This window comes from Nocardia sp. XZ_19_231, from assembly GCF_015355705.1.
GTDB lineage: Bacteria > Actinomycetota > Actinomycetes > Mycobacteriales > Mycobacteriaceae > Nocardia > Nocardia salmonicida.
The window spans coordinates 205,470-221,887 of record NZ_JACUZI010000004.1; the positions used below are offsets into that span (position 1 = coordinate 205,470).

Annotated in this window: 17 protein-coding genes; 10 read left to right on the top strand and 7 right to left on the bottom strand. The window is 66.4% G+C overall.

What is annotated here, in order from left to right; all coding sequences use genetic code 11:
* Window positions 1–48: 48 nt before the first annotated feature.
* The 3 genes from IBJ82_RS19485 to IBJ82_RS19495 are packed head-to-tail and all read right to left on the bottom strand — an operon-like array spanning window position 49 to window position 3,271.
* Window positions 49–921, bottom strand: coding sequence for a sugar phosphate isomerase/epimerase (locus IBJ82_RS19485; protein WP_194827384.1), 873 nt, complete (start codon window positions 919–921; stop codon window positions 49–51).
* The gene (locus IBJ82_RS19490; RefSeq protein WP_194827385.1) at window positions 918–2,108 is read right to left on the bottom strand and encodes a dihydrodipicolinate synthase family protein; all 1,191 of its coding nucleotides are present in this window, start codon (window positions 2,106–2,108) and stop codon (window positions 918–920) included. The genes IBJ82_RS19485 and IBJ82_RS19490 overlap by 4 nt, the downstream gene beginning before the upstream one ends.
* The gene (locus IBJ82_RS19495; protein ID WP_194827386.1) at window positions 2,105–3,271 is read right to left on the bottom strand and encodes a Gfo/Idh/MocA family protein; all 1,167 of its coding nucleotides are present in this window, start codon (window positions 3,269–3,271) and stop codon (window positions 2,105–2,107) included. Before IBJ82_RS19495 ends, IBJ82_RS19490 begins: the two co-directional genes overlap by 4 nt.
* Before the next feature lie 174 nt (window positions 3,272–3,445).
* Here IBJ82_RS19495 and IBJ82_RS19500 point away from each other — a divergent pair, with 174 nt between their 5' ends.
* The 5 genes from IBJ82_RS19500 (at window position 3,446) to IBJ82_RS19520 (ending at window position 8,548) form a co-directional block, all read left to right on the top strand.
* Window positions 3,446–4,486, top strand: a complete 1,041-nt coding sequence (locus tag IBJ82_RS19500; protein WP_062981991.1) for a LacI family DNA-binding transcriptional regulator — start codon at window positions 3,446–3,448, stop codon at window positions 4,484–4,486.
* Between the two features lie 222 nt (window positions 4,487–4,708).
* Window positions 4,709–5,485, top strand: a complete 777-nt coding sequence (locus IBJ82_RS19505; RefSeq protein WP_228537414.1) for an ABC transporter permease — start codon at window positions 4,709–4,711, stop codon at window positions 5,483–5,485.
* A 46-nt stretch (window positions 5,486–5,531) separates the two neighbouring features.
* Window positions 5,532–6,572: an ABC transporter substrate-binding protein gene (locus tag IBJ82_RS19510; protein WP_194827388.1), complete on the top strand. Its 1,041-nt coding sequence runs from the start codon at window positions 5,532–5,534 to the stop codon at window positions 6,570–6,572.
* Window positions 6,573–6,589: 17 nt separating this feature from the next.
* The gene (locus tag IBJ82_RS19515) at window positions 6,590–7,393 is read left to right on the top strand and encodes an ABC transporter ATP-binding protein (protein WP_194827389.1); all 804 of its coding nucleotides are present in this window, start codon (window positions 6,590–6,592) and stop codon (window positions 7,391–7,393) included.
* 15 nt (window positions 7,394–7,408) lie between these two features.
* Window positions 7,409–8,548 (top strand): glycerate kinase, encoded by a 1,140-nt coding sequence (locus IBJ82_RS19520; RefSeq protein ID WP_194827390.1) that lies wholly within the window; start codon window positions 7,409–7,411, stop codon window positions 8,546–8,548.
* 26 nt (window positions 8,549–8,574) lie between these two features.
* On the opposite strand, the gene IBJ82_RS19525 is transcribed toward IBJ82_RS19520, so the two are convergent.
* A complete protein-coding gene (locus IBJ82_RS19525; protein ID WP_194827391.1) occupies window positions 8,575–9,288 on the bottom strand; it encodes a cutinase family protein in 714 nt (237 codons plus the stop codon).
* 253 nt (window positions 9,289–9,541) lie between these two features.
* Here IBJ82_RS19525 and IBJ82_RS19530 point away from each other — a divergent pair, with 253 nt between their 5' ends.
* Entirely contained in the window at window positions 9,542–10,909 is a 1,368-nt protein-coding gene (locus IBJ82_RS19530) for a hypothetical protein (protein WP_194827392.1), read from the top strand.
* Between the two features lie 19 nt (window positions 10,910–10,928).
* On the opposite strand, the gene IBJ82_RS19535 is transcribed toward IBJ82_RS19530, so the two are convergent.
* Both IBJ82_RS19535 and IBJ82_RS19540 read right to left on the bottom strand, forming a co-directional pair.
* On the bottom strand, window positions 10,929–11,348 hold the full coding sequence (locus IBJ82_RS19535) for an SRPBCC family protein (protein WP_194827393.1): 420 nt from the start codon (window positions 11,346–11,348) through the stop codon (window positions 10,929–10,931).
* A 13-nt stretch (window positions 11,349–11,361) separates the two neighbouring features.
* Entirely contained in the window at window positions 11,362–11,718 is a 357-nt protein-coding gene (locus IBJ82_RS19540) for a VOC family protein (RefSeq protein WP_194827394.1), read from the bottom strand.
* Between the two features lie 115 nt (window positions 11,719–11,833).
* Here IBJ82_RS19540 and IBJ82_RS19545 point away from each other — a divergent pair, with 115 nt between their 5' ends.
* From IBJ82_RS19545 to IBJ82_RS19555, 3 genes are read left to right on the top strand one after another with little or no spacing between them, the layout of a single operon-like run.
* Window positions 11,834–12,628 (top strand): AraC family transcriptional regulator, encoded by a 795-nt coding sequence (locus IBJ82_RS19545; RefSeq protein WP_194827395.1) that lies wholly within the window; start codon window positions 11,834–11,836, stop codon window positions 12,626–12,628.
* 44 nt (window positions 12,629–12,672) lie between these two features.
* A complete protein-coding gene (locus tag IBJ82_RS19550; RefSeq protein WP_194827396.1) occupies window positions 12,673–13,314 on the top strand; it encodes a TetR/AcrR family transcriptional regulator in 642 nt (213 codons plus the stop codon).
* Window positions 13,311–14,915, top strand: coding sequence for an MDR family MFS transporter (locus IBJ82_RS19555; RefSeq protein ID WP_194827397.1), 1,605 nt, complete (start codon window positions 13,311–13,313; stop codon window positions 14,913–14,915). The genes IBJ82_RS19550 and IBJ82_RS19555 overlap by 4 nt, the downstream gene beginning before the upstream one ends.
* Before the next feature lie 67 nt (window positions 14,916–14,982).
* On the opposite strand, the gene IBJ82_RS19560 is transcribed toward IBJ82_RS19555, so the two are convergent.
* Window positions 14,983–15,819 carry an SDR family oxidoreductase gene (locus tag IBJ82_RS19560; protein ID WP_194827398.1) on the bottom strand — a complete coding sequence of 279 codons (837 nt, stop codon included), beginning with the start codon at window positions 15,817–15,819 and terminating at the stop codon, window positions 14,983–14,985.
* Window positions 15,820–15,944: 125 nt separating this feature from the next.
* On the opposite strand from IBJ82_RS19560, the gene IBJ82_RS19565 reads away from it, so the two are divergent.
* Window positions 15,945–16,418: a MarR family transcriptional regulator gene (locus IBJ82_RS19565; RefSeq protein ID WP_194827399.1), complete on the top strand. Its 474-nt coding sequence runs from the start codon at window positions 15,945–15,947 to the stop codon at window positions 16,416–16,418.

The following is a 16,418-nucleotide window of genomic DNA, read 5'->3' on the forward strand; positions in this document are numbered from 1 at the left end:
CCGTGTCGATGGGAGTTTCCAGCCGACCCAAATGCGCCCGCGTCCGGTTCAGCCCACCAGGGACGGAAGGACCAGATCTCGGTAGCGCTGCTTCATCGTCTCGATCACTTCATGGCCGTCGGCGGCCCAGACCGCGGCATTGAAGATTTCGACCTCGACGTCGCCGCGGTAACCGGCGGTGCGAACCCACTGACCGATAGTCGCGAAGTCGATGACGCCCTCGCCCATCATGCCCCGCGACAACAGCGGATCGGCGGTCATCGGGTTCAGCCAGTCACACACCTGATACGAGCTGATCCGTCCCGACGCACCGGCTTGGGCGATCTGTTGTTCCAGGGTCGGATCCCACCAGAGATGGAAGGTGTCGACCACGACACCCACGGTCTGCGCCGAATACGGCTGCGCCATCGACAATGCCTGTGCCAGTGTGGAAATCACCGCGCGGTCCGCGCAGAACATCGGGTGCAGCGCCTCCAGGGCGATGCGGACTCCACGTTCGGCGGCATACGGAACCAGCACGGCGAGCCGCTCTTCGACCCGTGCCCGCGCGGCAGCGAGGTCGCGGTCGGGAATACCGCCCATCACCATGACCAGTTCCCGCGTGGCCAGCGTCGCGGCATCGTCGATGGCACGGCGGTTGTCGTCGAGTGCCGCCCGGCCGTCGCCCGGCTCGGTCAGGAAGCCACCGCGGCACAGACTGGACACACGCAACCCCGCGTCGGCGACGATCTTCGCCGCCGCGGCGACACCGATCTCGTCGACCCGGTCGCGCCACAGTCCGACCGCGCCGAGCCCGGCACGGGCGGCACCGTCCACCGCCTCGGCGAGGGTCCACCTCTTGGTCGTCGCCGTGTTCAACGACAGCGACCGATACGGATCGGCCAGGTCGTATGGCATGTGCTGTGCCGCAACCGATGTCATGAGCCGAGTCCGTTCAGTTCGAGGTAGAGCCGCATGCGGTGCGCGGCCAGTTCCGGGTCCGACAGCAGCCCGGCCTTGTCCGCGAGCCGGAACAATTCGGCCAGATGCGGCACGGATCGACCGGTGGACAGCCCCGCCACCATCGAGAAGCCCGCTTGCTGACCGTTGAGCCACGACAGGAACGCGATGCCCGTCTTGTAGTAGTAGGTCGGTGCGGCGAAGATATGGCGCCCGAGTTCCTGTGTGGCGCCGAGGATCTGCGACGCGCGCGCCGCATTGCCGTTGTCGAGTTCCTGTAACGCGGTGGACGCGGCCGGGTAGATCGCCGCGAAGATGCCGAGCAAAGCATCCGAATGTCCTTGCGCGTCACCGATGATCAGCTCGGGGTAGTTGAAATCGTCGCCGGTGTAGAGCCGTACCCCTTCGGGCAGCGCGCGTCGCAGTGCGACCTCGTGGGCCGCGTCGAGCAGTGAGACCTTGACCCCGTCGATCTTCGATCTGTTGTTCTCGATGAGCGTGCGAAAGGTTTCGGTGGCGGTGTCGATATCTGCGCTGCCCCAATAGCCGTGCAGCGCGGGATCGAACATGGTGCCGAGCCAGTGGAGGATCACCGGTCGATCGACACCGGCCAGCAGTTTCTCGTAGACGTAGAGGTAGTCGGCCTTCGACTGCGCGACCTGCACGAGTGCCCGCGAGGCCATCAGGATCACCTGCGCGCCTGCCTCGGTCACCACGTCGATCTGCTCGCGGTAGGCGTCGACGATCCTGGCCAGCCCCGCCGATCCGGAGGGGAGTCCGGCGAGGTCGAGTTGATCGGTGCCCGCACCGCAGGCGAGTCTGCCGCCCACCGATGCCGCCTCGCCGCCCGATCGGCGGATCAATTCCGCGGTCGCCCGCCAGTCCAGGCCCATCCCGCGCTGTGCGGTGTCCATGGCATCGGCGACACCGAGTCCGTAGGACCACAATTCGTGCCGGTAGGCCAGCGTCGCTTCCCAGTCGACAGCAGCGGGCGCACCCGGTGTGTTGTCGCCCGCCGCACGCGGAATCACATGCGCGGCAGCGAAAGCCACGCGCGAGATGATCGGTCGCTTCGGCCGCGTCCACACACCTGGCGCACCGAGAACGTACGGTTCGAGTCGGCCGTCGACGGGCAGCACCACCGACACACCCGTGGATGTCGAGGTCACAGCGTGACCTCCGGGATCTCGAGCCGACGGCCTTCGGCGGAGCTGCGCAGTCCCAGTTCGGCCAGCTGAACGCCGCGTGCGGCCGACAGCAGCCCGTAGCGGTGCGGCCGTTCGTTCACCACGTCGGCGAGGAACTCCTCCCACTGCAGCTTGAAGCCGTTGTCCAGCTCCGCATTCGCGGGGACCTCCAACCACTGATCGCGGAACGGCTCGGTGACCGGGAGATCGGGATTCCAGACCGGCTTGGGCGTATGCGAGCGGTGCTGGGCAACGCACTTGCGCAGGCCGGCGACGGCGGAGCCGTGTGTTCCGTCGATCTGGAACTCGACGAGCTCATCGCGGTACACGCGCACCGCCCACGACGAATTGATTTGTGCGACAACGCCGTTCTCCATCTCGAAGATCCCGTAGGCGGCGTCGTCGGCGGTGGCCGGGTAGGGCTCGCGCTGTTCGTCCCATCGGGTGGGGATGTGGGTCGTCGCCTTCGCGGTGACCGCCTCGACCTTACCGAGCAGGCCCTCGAGCACGTAGTTCCAGTGACAGAACATGTCGACGACGATGCCGCCGCCGTCTTCGGCTCGATAGTTCCAACTGGGCCGCTGGGCGGGTTGACCGTCGCCCTCGAAGACCCAGTAACCGAATTCGCCGCGCAGCGACAGGATTCGACCGAAGAAGCCTTCGTCGACGAGCCTGCGCAACTTCACCAGGCCGGGCAGGTAGAGCTTGTCGTGCACGACCCCCGCGGTGATGCCCGCGTTCGCGGCGACCCTGGCGAGTTCGACGGCCTCGGCCAGCGTTTCGGCGGTCGGCTTCTCGGTGAAGACGTGCTTGCCCGCCTTCATCGCCGCGGTGAGCGCCTCGGCGCGCCGCGAGGTGACCTGCGCGTCGAAGTAGATATCGATCGACGGGTCGGCGATGACCGCGGCGGCGTCGGTGCTCCATTCGGCGATGCCGTGTTCTTCGGCGAGTTCGGCCAGCTTGGCGGCATTGCGGCCGACCAGGATCGGCTCGACCTGGACGCGGGTGCCGTCCGCGAGCAGCAGGCCACCGCCGTCGCGGATCGGCAGGATCGACCGCATGAGGTGCTGGCGGTAACCCATGCGACCGGTGACGCCGTTCATGGCGATGCGGAGCGTGCGCGGGGGAGTGGTGGAATCGGGCATTGGTATGTGCCTCTTCTGATTTGCGTGGCTGACGACCGCAGAATGGGTCGTGGACGGTGCGGATGGACCCGCACACGTCGAGTGGACAAGTCAGCGTCGGAATGCGCTTTCCAAGCTATGCTAGTCACGAAGTTCGGTCAACCCCCGCGCACCGAGAGAACGAGGCACCAAGCCATGGCGGCTGTGAGATTGCAAGACGTCGCGACCCGGGCGGGCGTCTCCCAGGCGACCGCGTCGCGCGTGCTCAACGGATCGTCGCGGGTGCCCGGCGAAGGAGTCGCCGACCGGGTTCGCGCGGCCGCCGCCGAATTGGGTTATGTGGCAAACGCCCAGGCCCAGGCACTCGCGCGGTCGTCGACCGGGCTCATCGGACTGGTCGTGCACGATATCGCCGATCCCTATTTCTCCTCGATCGTGCAGGGTGTGCAGACAGCGGCGCGCAGGGCGGGCAAACTCGTCCTGCTGGCCAGCACGCAACGCGATTTCGATATCGAACGCGAATCCGTGAGCACCTTCATCTCGCACCGCGCCGACGCGATCATCCTGGCCGGTTCACGCCAGAGCGGGGATCTCGACCGCGATCTCGAGAAGGAATGCGCACGGTATCTGGACAACTGCGGCAAGGTGGTCGTGATCGGCCAGCCGCTGTCCTTCGGTGCGGCCGTGGAGCCCGAAAACCGGGTGGCATCAGCGGAATTGGCGCATGCGCTGCTCGCGCAAGGGCACCGGGACTTCGCCCTCATCGGCGGGCCCGGCCATATCAGAACCGCTGTCGACCGGCGCAACGGCTTCGTCGAAGCGCTCGCGACGCAGGGCGTGACGCCGCTGGTGGAGATCGCGGGCGACTTTTCCCGTGACGGTGGTTTCAGCGCCGCTCGTCGCCTTTCCGCGGCGTTGGAGCTGCGTCCCGGCCAGGTCGACACCGCCGCGCCCTGTGTCTTCGCCGTGAGCGACGTGATGGCGATCGGGGCGATCGCGGCATGGCGTGAGCTCGGCCTCGCGGTCCCCGACGACGTCTGCGTCGCCGGGTTCGACGATATCCCGACGCTACGTGACCACGTGCCCGGCCTTTCGACCGTTGCGCTGTCGCTGGTCGACATCGGCGAGCGCGCCGTCGCGCTCGCGCTCGACGACTCGGCAACGGCCTCGCAGGCACACGAATTCGCGCCCGGTCGCGTGATCCTGCGTGACAGCACCGTTTTTCGGCCCGCCTGACCTGCGACAATTCGAAACCCTTGACACTGTGTGGCCGGTCACACTAGCCTCGGTTCCAGCTTCGGAAAGCGCATTCCCGGCGGGTGCAGTTCGAACCCCGCTCCACTACTAGCTTTAGGACTCCAGATGGCGGTAATCACGTCCGTCGAGGCCAGTTCCTCCGCGCCGAAAGCGACGCAACCCGTCCGCGTTCGGCGCCGAAAGCTCCCTTCCCTCGCTTCCTTGTGGTCGACCGTGTGGCGGCCGCTCGCGCTGGTGGTAGCGCTCATCGCCGCATGGTGGGCCGTCACGAAGTTCGAGCTCGTCGAGCCCTACATCCTGCCGTCGCCGGCGGATACCTGGCGCACCACGGTCGACAACTCGACCTACCTGCTCGAGAACACCTGGGTCACCACCTACGAAACCGTGGTCGGTTTCATCATCGCCGCGCTGATCGGCGAAGCCGTCGCACTGGTGATGATCTACTCACGCGGCATCGAGCGAACGATGTATCCGCTCATCCTCTTCGCGCAGGTGATCCCGAAAATCGCGATCGCACCGCTGTTCATCGTCTGGCTCGGCTTCGGCACCAGCCCCAAGATCCTGGTGGCCGTGCTGATGGCGTTCTTCCCGATCGTCATCTCCGGCATGGCCGGGCTTCGCTCGGTGGATCCGGAAATCCTCGAACTCACTTCCACCATGGGCGCGAGTAATTGGAAGACCTTCGTGAAGGTGCGTTTTCCCGCATCGCTGCCGCAACTGATGTCCGGGCTCAAGATCGCCGCGACCCTCGCGGTCACCGGCGCCGTCGTCGGCGAATTCGTCGGCGCCAACGAGGGACTCGGCTACGTGATCCTGCAAGCCAACGGAAATATCGACACGGCGATGCTGTTCGCCGCCCTGATCATCATGTCCATGCTGGGCATCATCCTGTTCGCGATCATCGAGATCGCCGAGCAGTTCCTCATCCCATGGCACGCCTCCCGTCGATCCACGGCCTCGGTCGTCGGTGGCGCATGAGCATGTCGAACGCACCCCGTATTCGCGCCACAGCTGGAGAACTCGCATGAAATTCCGAACTCGCACACTCACGATGATCGGCGCCGCCGCGGTGGCCTCGATGGTGGTACTGACCGGCTGCGGAAGCGGCGGCAACGACGCGAAGGATCCCGGGACCGATGGGAAGACCACCGCGGTGTCGCTGATGCTCAACTGGTACCCCTACGGCGAGCACGCCCCGTTCTACTACGGGGTGCAAGAAGGCATCTTCGCCAAGCACGGCATCGACCTGAAGATCTCGGCCGGGCAGGGCTCGACCAAGACCGCGCAGGCCACCGGTTCCAAGCAGACCGACTTCGGCTGGGCCGATACCCCGGCCGTCCTCAGCAATATCGACAAGGGCGTCAAGATCAAGAGCGTCGGCGTCTTCCTACAGACCACGCCGTCGGCGGTGCAGGTGTTCGCCGATTCGAATATTCGGACACCGGCCGATCTGGCGGGTAAGACCATCGCCGTCTCCGCCGGCGACGCGCCGACCACCACCTTCCCTGTCTACCTGGACAAGGCAGGCGTCCCGGCGGATCAGGTGACCCAGCAGAGCCTCGATTCGGCGGGCAAGATGTCGGCGATGCTCTCGGGTCGCGTCGACGGGCTGATCGGTTTCGCGCACGATCAGGGCCCCACCATCGCGAACAAGAGCGGCAAAGAGGTCCGCTACCTCCGGTATTCGGACCAGGGGCTGAACTTCTTCAGCAACGGCCTGATCGCCAACCAGGCCACCATCGAGTCCTCGCCCAAGCTGGTGCAGGCCATGGTGGACGCGACGAGTGAGGCCTTCGCCGCCGCGGTCGCCAAGCCTGAGGCCGCCGTCGCCGCGATGGAAGGCAAGGATCCGCAACTGCCGCCGCAGCAGGTTCTGCTCCAGCAGTGGCAGCAGACCATCCCGCTGCTGAGCACCCCGGAAACCGCGGGAAAGGCGCCGGGAACCAATGTCGAAGCGAATTGGCGCGCCACGGTCGATGTTCTCAGCCAGGCGAAGCTCCTCGACAAAGCCGAGGACCCGGCCAAGTACTGGGACTCGAAATTCACGCCGACCAGCAAGCCGTGACCGGAACAGGTGACGATATGAGCACAACCACCGATACCATCGCCCCCACCGATACCGCAGTCGCGGTAGATGACCTGACCGTACGGTTCGCGTCCAAACGTGGTGAGGTCACCGCCCTGCAGAATGTTGATCTCCAGGTCCGCCCCGGCGAATTCGTGTCGATCGTCGGCCCGTCGGGCTGCGGCAAATCGACGCTGCTGAAAGTCGTTGCCGGGCTTACCGAAGCGAGCGGGGGCAGCGTCGAACTCGGCGGCGCCCCCGTGCGCGGGCCGCAGCGCAATATCGGTTACGTCTTCCAGCGAGCCGCACTGCTGGAATGGCGGACCGTCCGCAAGAACATCCTGCTCCAAGCCGAGATGCGGGGCATGAACAAGCGGGCCGCCGAGGCCGAATGCGCGCGTCTGATCGAGATGACCGGACTCAGCGGGTTCGAGAACGCGCTTCCGCACGAACTCTCCGGCGGTATGCAGCAACGGGTTTCGCTGTGCCGAGCCCTGCTGCACGAACCGGAAGTGCTGCTGATGGACGAGCCGTTCGGCGCGCTCGACGCGCTCACCAGGGAACGGATGAACGTCGAGCTGCATCGGATCTGGCGGGAGACGGGCACCACGGTACTGCTGGTCACCCATTCGGTGGCCGAGGCCGTCTATCTCGCCAACCGCGTGGTGGTGATGAGTCCGCGGCCGGGCCGGATCATCGAATTGCTCGACGTCGACCTGCCCGCGCACCGGGATTACGCCACGACGATGGAGACGCCGGAATTCATCACCGTCGCCAACCGGGTCCGGGATCTGCTCGGCTCGGTGGCGCAAGCGGACTGATAGGAAGTCATTCGCGTGAGGGTTCTGGTTGCCCCGGACAAATTCAAAGGAAGCCTGACCGCCGCCGAGGTGGCCGACCGGTTGGCGGAGGGCTTGGCGTCGGCGGGCGTCGACAGTCATCGAATGCCGCTGGCCGACGGCGGTGACGGGAGCGTCGACGCTGCAATAGCGGCCGGTTTCGCTCCCCATCCGGTGACAGTGGCCGGGGCCGCGGGTATCCCGAGGTACGGGCGGATCGCGGTCGCCGGCGGCACCGCTGTGGTCGAGGTCGCCGATACCTGCGGCTTCGCCACCCTGCCGAGCGGTCGCATGCTGCCGTTGGATGCGAGCAGTCTCGGTCTGGGACAAGCCATCTCGCAAGCGTTGCGGTTTCGGCCGCAGCGGTTGGTCCTCGCCCTCGGTGGCAGTGCCAGCACCGACGGTGGGATGGGACTGCTCGCCGCACTCGGCTTCACCTTCGCCGATGCCAGGGGTAGGCAACTACACGCGTGCGGACGGAATGCGGCCCTCGTCCACACCGTCGACTCCTCCCGGGCGGTGAGACTGACCGGGGTCGACATCGTGATCGCCAGTGATGTCACCAATCCCTTGCTGGGACCGGACGGTGCGGCGGCCGTATACGGGCCGCAGAAGGGTGCGACCGACGCCGAGGTGGCGTTCCTCGACGCCGCTCTGCACAATCTCGTCCGAGCGTTCGGCCGCAGCGGCTACCCGGACGCGATGGCTGTCGCGGCCGCAGCCGGGGCGGGCAGCGCGGGCGGGATCGGTTTCGCCGCGCTCCTGCTCGGCGGCACGATCGTGTCCGGTGCCGAGTTCTTCCTCGAGTTGTTCGAGTTCGACCGGCACCTGCCCGGTTTCGACCTGGTGGTCACCGGGGAGGGAAGCATCGATGAGCAGACAGCGAACGGCAAACTGCCTGCGGTTCTGGCCCGCCGCGCCTATCCTGTTCCGGTCGTCGCCGTCGCGGGTCGGTCCACGTTGTCCCCGGACCGATGGGACGCGGCGGGATTCACCGGCATCTATTCCCTCGGCGACTACACCGTCAGGGATACCGCCGGTGACCCCGAACTGACTCGGCAGCTGCTGACCCGGATCGGCCGCCAGATCGGCGGCGCCACAGCCGTGTCGGCGGTTTCCGTGTGCCTGAACCGATGACCCGGACTCAGTGACGGCGCGGACAGCTATTCGCTGAGCTGTCCGCCGACAAATGCCGCGGCTTGGTCGCGGTTGTCGTTCAAGAAGTACGCGACATGGCCGTAGCTCGCAGCGTTTCCGAACCCGGCGGCCGGATCGCCGCCCTGGCAGACTCGGTCACCGACATTGCAGAAGTCGCGCAGGCGGTCGGCGAATTCGGCGAGCGCCCCGACGCGCAGCACACCGGTCCCGGACAGGGCGGAATCGAAGCTGCCGCGGTTGTAGGGCTCCGCGCCGTTGAACAGCGGGCTACCGAACAGGGCGATGGCGTCGATTCGCGCGGCGGCCTGGTCTGTCAACGCGGTTCGCGCGGCGAGGGAGTTGCCGATAACGCGCGCGCCTTGCGAGTAGCCGAGTAGGACGAGCCGCTGGTCAGGGCAAGCGGCAGCGGTCTCGTTCAGCAGCGCGGTCAGATTCTCGATACCGCGCACGGCGCTGTCGGGGGCCGTCGAGGCCGGATACTCGAGTTCGGTCACCGTGGCGCGGCGGCCGGATTCCTGGGCGATCCGCCCGCCCAGCGGAGTGAGCAGCAGGCTGCCGGACTGCGGTTCGAAGGTGCCCCGCACAGTGACGACCCGGACCTCCGCGCAGCCGTCGGGCTGGGGGACCGGCTCGGCTGCCGCAGTCGGGAGGGTAGGCAGCGCGAGTGCTGCGGCGACTGCTGCGGTCGAACTCAGCAGTATTCGATATCGTCCACGCATTCGGCCACTGTATTGCGCCCCCTGGCGGCATTCAGCGGTTTCGAACCGTTCGGGCGGGGCGCGGTGTCGACGCCGGTCACGATCAATTCATCGGAGATCTCATCCCAAAAGGGTGAGGACTTCCGGTCACCGCAGGCGGAGACTCGATCCGAGCACCGCTGTCTTCGCAGTCCAGAGGACCCCGTAGCCCCTGATTTCACCTCTCGCTGAGCGGGGATTCGATCGGGAAGAGTCGTCGCATCGAAGGAGCATCGTGAATGCCTCATCCGGAGCTGATGAACCTCTGAACGCTTCCGAGCGCGAGGAACTCGAGCGTCTGCGGCGGGAGCGTGCGGAGCTACTCGGCAACGAAACCTCGACCGCGGGCCGCACACAAGCGTCCGGTCACCGGAAGTTGCGGTGGACGGGTGCGGCGATACTGCTGGTGTTGGTCGTCGTCCTGTCTTTTTTCGCGGTCCTGGCCCGCTACACCCACAACGAGGTCCTCGATTCCGACCGCTATGTCCAGAAGATGGCGTCGCTGGGATCGAATCCGGTGCTGCAGGGCGAACTCACCGATCGGATCACCAAGGAGATCGTGACCCGCCTCGACGTCGAGGCCGTCACCGCCGACGCACTGCGGTCGATCGCCGAAGAGGCTCCTCGGGTGCCGCCCGCCGTGGTCGGGCTGGCGCCGGTGATCGCCGATCAGGCCGAGACGTTGGTGCACCGGACGGTGGAATCGGTCGTGGCCTCCGACAAATTCGAAGCCCTGTGGATCGAGGCCAACCGGCAGGCGCACCAGCGGCTGGTCGCGGTATTGACCGGGGATACCCGACCTGGCGTCGAGATCAGTGACAAGGGCGTGGTCAGCATCTCGCTGGCCCCGATCATCGACCGGGTCCGCGCCGCGTTGATCGATCGGGGGTTCGCGTTCGCGAACGAGATCCCCACGATCGACAAGTCGTTCGTGCTGTTCGAATCGTCCGAACTCGCCACGGCACAGCGGGCGACCTCAGCGTTGGACAAGGCCTCCTCGGTGCTGCCCTGGTTGGTGCTGTTGGTTGCCGCGGGTGCGGTATGGGTGGCACCGAAAGGCGCACGCCGACGGGCTATTTCGCTGGTGGGAGTCAGTATCGCGGTGGCGATGGCGCTGCTGGCCGTGGCGATCGCTCTCGGCCGGTCGCTGTATATGGGGGCCATCCCGGCAGAGGCCTTGTCCCAGCAGAGTGCCGCGGTGCTGATCGACACGATGCTGGTCCCGCTGCGCACCATGTTGCGGGCGGTTTTCGTGGCAGCGGTGGTGGTCGCTGTCGTCGGCTATCTCACCGGATCGTCGGGATCGGCGGCCACGGTCCGTGGCGCGGGTGTGAAGGCGCTCGACGCGCTGCGTGTGCCGAAGAACGGTCGGGCACCGTATCCGGTCGAGTCCGCGGTCGCGCGGTTCCGGGTTCCGCTGCGGGTGATCATCATCGTGATCGCAGTGGCGACCCTGGTGTTCTGGCCGTACCCGTCGGGCGTGGTCGTGGTGGTGACCGTGCTCGTCGCGGTAGCGGCCCTGGTGGTGGTCGAGTTGATCGCCCGACCGGCTCTGGTGGAACACGACACACCGGATGCGGCGGTGCTCACCCGCAACGAGTGAGCACCACCGACGAACCGGGTCACGAGATCGGCTTGATCGCCCCCGCCTCCAGCGCCGAACGCATCACCGTGGCTCCGTGCTCGACGAATTCGGCGATCGGTGCGGCGAGAGTTTCGGGAAGAACATCGATGTGCCAGATGAACCGCGTCCTGCCCTCGGCCTCCGGTACGGCCTGCATCGAGGCATGGTGATGCGAGGGGTGCAGAGTCCCGCCGACCACGGTGTAGGCGACACGCCTGCTCACCGGATCGAGGTCGACGAGCCGTTCGGCCACGACGGTCCCGTCGGCGAAGGTGACGGTGCGGGTGTCGGCGTCGAGCCGGGTATCGGTGACGAAGCCCGGAGCCAGTCGTTCATGGACAGCGCCGAAATCGCGCAGTACATCCCAGACCTCGTCCGGTGAGGCGTCGACGAGAAACTCTTGGTGAACAGATGCCATGGTGTCCTCCTGGTCAAGCCGCGGCGATGCAGAACAGGTGACCCTCGGGGTCGGCCAAGACCGTCCACTGGTCCGCCCCGGGCTGGAACTCCGGTTTGGTCGCACCGAGTGCGAGCAGGTGCTCGGTCGCGTCGGCCACATCGGCGACGGTGAAGTCGAGATGGACTTGCTTACCGGGACCTGGCCAGCTCGGGCTCTTGTAGTCATCGACCCGCTGGAACGCCAACTGTATCGGGCCTTCACCCAGATAGGCGGAATCCTCGTCGCTGTGGGTGATCTTCCAGCCGGTGAGGTGGTGGTAGAACTGCGCCAGCGTTTTCGGTGCGGCGCAGTCGAGAATGATGGCGGTGAGTTCCGCGTGGGCGGTCATGTCAGGGTCTCCTCGGTATCGGTCAGTGCCCACTCAGCATTCAGCCCCGACCCGTCCCCGGTCTTGAAGATCTTTGCGGGGTCGATGTGTCGTAGCCTCGGCGTACGGTCAGCCCATGCTGTGCGCCGTACCCCTTGCCGCCCGGCCGGATTTCACCGTGACCACGGTGACCTGCCACGCCGACCACACCCGATGGTCGGCGCCGGAGGCTTGCGGGGAACACCGCCTCGTTCTCGTGCGGCGCGGTAGATTCCGGCGTCGAGCCGACGGGGTCGAGGCAGACCTGGATCCGACTTTCGGCTACCTGGGCGCACCCGGGGAGGAAGAACGGTTCGCCCATCCTGCGGGTGGGGACGTCTGCACCTCGGTGAGCATCGCGCCCGAGTTCTGGGAGGGACCGACGGCCGCGCGGGCGGTGTACATCGACGCGCGCGTCGAGCTGGCCCATCACAGGTTGCTCGGTGCCGCCGCGGTCGGCGATATCGATTACGCGCTGACCGAGGAACTGCTCCGGCTCGTCGCTGTCGCCACCGGCCGTTCGGCCCCGCGACCCCGGCCTGCCGACCAGGCGATGGTCGCCGCCGCGCGCCAAGCGATCCTCACCGGTGCACCCGAAGCCGCTGGGTTGCGGTCGCTGGCCGGACTACTGATGGTCTCGCCGTACCGGCTGAGCCGGGTGTTCTCCCAACACATGGGTGTCTCACTGACCCACTACCGCAACCGAGTCCGCGTCGGCCAGGCCCTCGATCGGCTCACCCACGGCGACACCGGCCTCGCCGATCTCGCCGCCGACCTCGGTTTCGCGGACCAACCCCACCTGACCCGGACCGTCCGCGAGCACCTCGGCCACACCCCGGTCGCGTTGCGCCGATTACTCACTCGGCAAGCGGCCGGGCTCGGCGGGCGATGATTTGCAGTTTATGAAATATTGCAGTTTGTGCTAATTTTATCGACGTGACTCAGGAGCCGGCCAAACAGGCCTCGATCGGGCTGCGCGAACAGAAGAAGCAACGGACTCTGCTCGATCTGTGCCTGGCCGCACGGCGGTTGGCGGTCGAGCACGGGCTGGATGCGACGAACGTCGACGACATCGCCAAAGCGGTGGGTGTCTCCTCGCGCACCTTCTTCAACTACTACGACACCAAGCTCGACGCGGTGGTCGGCCCGATCGAGGAGATCGGCACGCCCGAAGCCAGGCGGCAATTCGTCGCGGGCGGTCCGACCGGTGTGCTCATCGAAGACCTCACCTGGCTGCACGCTGCGGGCTTTCAGCCGGAAAACGAAGTGCGCGAGGGTATCTCGCTGGTCACAAAACTGGTGATGGCCGAGCCGAGAGTGCTCGCCGCGTTCATCGCCTCCGGCGCTCGGATGGAGGCCGCCACGGCCGAACTCCTCTCGGCCAGGCTCGGGGCCGACGTCGCTCCCGAATTCGCCTCGCTCACCGCGGGAATCATGACCACCATCACCACGCGGGCAGCGATGTCGCTGGCCGCGGACCCGAACGGGTCGCTGGCTGCAGCGCTGCACGAGCACTGCGCCATGGCCGCCCGGCTGTTCGATCGGCCGGACGACAGCACAAGGGAGACGCTCCGATGACCACGACGGCCGACTCGCCGCCCACCCCGATCGTTCTGACGCAGAAGCGAATCTGGCTGATCTTCTCCGCGCTGATCGCGGGCATGTTCCTGGCCAGCCTCGATCAGATGATCGTCGGCACCGCGATGCCGACGATTGTCGGCGAACTCGGCGGGGTCTCCCACATGGCCTGGACCGCCACCTCGTATCTGCTCGCCACCACCATCGTGATGCCGATCTACGGAAAACTCGGCGACATGTTCGGCAGGCGCTGGCTGTTCTTGTTCGCGATCGCCGTGTTCACCGCCGCGTCCATCGGCGCCGCCGCGTCGACCGGGTTCTGGGAATTCATCGCCTTCCGCGGCCTGCAGGGCGTCGGCGGCGGTGGTCTGATGATCCTGGCGCAGGCCATCATCGCCGATGTGGTGCCTGCCAAGGACCGCGGCAAGTACATGGCTCCGATGGGTGCGGTTTTCGGTATCACCTCGGTCGCCGGACCGCTGCTCGGCGGTCTGTTCGCCGATCACCTCGACTGGCGGTGGTGCTTCTGGATCAATGTGCCGATCGGCCTGGCCGCGCTGTTCATCGCCTTCCGCTACCTCGATATCCCGAGCCATCGCCCCAAGTCCCGGCCCGACTACCTCGGCATCGTGCTCATGTCGAGCGCGACCACTCTGCTGATCCTGATCACCGACTGGGGCGGCAAGCAGTACGACTGGGGCTCGACGGTGATGGTGTCGATGATCGCCGCCTTCGTCGTGGTGGTCGCGGCCTTCGTGTTCGTCGAGTCGCGGGCCGCGGAGCCGATGCTGCCGCTGTGGCTGTTCCGCAATCGGACCTTCGTGCTGACCTCGCTGATCGGTTTCCTCGTCGGTCTGGTGATGTTCGCGGCGATCGGCTTCATCCCGACCTACCTGCAGATGGCCAGCGGTACCTCCGCCTCGGTGTCGGGCCTGCTGCTGATCCCGATGATGATCGGCATGATGCTCACGCTGATCACCTCGATGAACGCGATCACCAAAACCGGTCGCTACCGGGTGTATCCGCCGATCGGCGCCGCGCTCATCGCGATCGACATGCTGTGGCTGACGCGCCTGGACGCCAACACCTCGATGTGGCTGGTCTCGGCCATGCTGTTCGTCATGGGCGCGGGCCTCGGCCTGATCATGCAGATCATCGTGCTCGTGGTGCAGAACGCGGTGGCACCCGACCAGATCGGTACGGCGACCAGCGCGAACAACTACTTCCGCGAGATGGGCGGCGCACTGGGCATCGCCATCTTCGGCTCCATCTTCACCAGCAGGCTGACCGAGAATCTCACCGGCGCGTTCCAGGCGAACTGGCAGGAGGCGATGGCGGCGAAAATCGACCCGAGCGCGCTGATCCCCTCGGTGGTCAAGAACCTGCCGGACAAGCTCCACGACGCGATCGTCGGCGCCTACGTCGACGCACTGGTCCCCGGATTCTGGTACCTGATCCCGGGTGCGGTGCTCGCGTTCGGACTCGCATTGTTCATCCCGCACCTGACACTGTCCGACGAGGCCGGCATGGTCGCGCGCGGTGAAGCGGTGATGGAGGAGACGGAGACGGAGTCGGCCCCGGAACTGGTCAAAGAGGGCTGAGCAAGCCGAAAGCGCCCGTCACACCACCTGGTGTGACGGGCGCTTTTCGCGGGTGGGGTCTCAGTGATCAGGAATTCTGATGTGTGGCGTCGAGCAGCGGCTGTCCGATGACGCCCATCGCTTGCGATGCGCCACCGAGCACCCAGCCCCCGTCGGCGGGCAGCACGACGCCGGAGACGAAGTCGGCGAGTGGGGAGGCGAGGAATCGGCAGACGTTGGCGACGTCGCGGGGGGTGCCGTAACGGCGCAACGGGACGCTGTCGGTGACCAGGGCTCGATCCTGCTCGGTCGGCGCCAGGCGGGCCATACCCTCGGTCCCATCGATCGGGCCGGGGATCACGCCGTTGACGCGGACTCCGTGCGGACCCCATTCCAGCGCCAGGACCTTGGTGAGCATGTCGACGCCTGCCTTGGCGGCACACACGTGCGCCTGGGTGATCGTCGGAAGCTCCGACTGCGGTGCCGAGATGTTGATGACCGAGGCGCCCGGCTTGCGCAGGAACGGGTAGCTCGCGCGCAGGACGTTGAAAGTGCCGAGCAGATCGATGTCGACCACCGACTTGAACCCGTTGGCGGACATGCCTAGGGCGGCGGCGGGGAAGTTGCCTGCCGCGCCGGAGATCATCACGTCGAAGTCGCCGAACTGCTGATGCACCGATGCCAGGACCGCTTCGGTCGCGCTGTAATCGCGGACATCGGCGCTCCCGCCGATCGCCTCGGCACCGAGCGCGCGAAGCCGTTCGACGGCCGCGTCGACCTTGTCCACGGAGCGACTGAGCACCGCGACCCGAGCGCCCGCTCGCGCGAAGTCCTCGGCCACACCGAGATTGATGCCGCTGGTCCCGCCCGCGACGACGACGACCTTGTCGGTCAGGTCGATCTTCTGGATGAATTCTGACTCCATGCGAGGCAGACTATCAGTAGTACGAACTATTACTTGTCGCGATTATCGGCTGCGGTGGCCGAGGCAGGGTGTCGTCCCGACTACTATCGGTCTGCTGTCCAGTCCAGAAATCGAGGTTTCCACCAGTGACCGAACCGTTGATCCCGGATATGGTCGCCGACCACACCACCTGCCTGCTGATCAAGCTCGGACAGGTGATGTTTCGAGTCAGCGAGGATCGGCTCGCCACGCTGGGGCTGCGGACGAGGCACTTCATGATCTTGAAGGTGCTGGCCGGCGACAAGGCCAGCTCTCAGCTCGAATTGGGCACGCGCTTGCGCATCGACTCGACCACGATGGTCGCCGCGATCGACCATCTGGAGGCAGCCGGGCTCGCCGCCAGGATTCGCGATCACCGCGACCGCCGACGGTTTCTCATCGAGATCACCGAGGAGGGGATGCGCGCGGTCGAGCAGGCCGACGAGCTGGTCGGCACGCTGAACAACGACCTGCTCGAGGGTCTCGATCCCGACGAGCGCACCAACCTGCATCGAGCGCTGCTGGCGCTGAATTCCGGCGATGCGCTGCCGCTGGCCTACGACGCCGTCCGGCAACGCTGA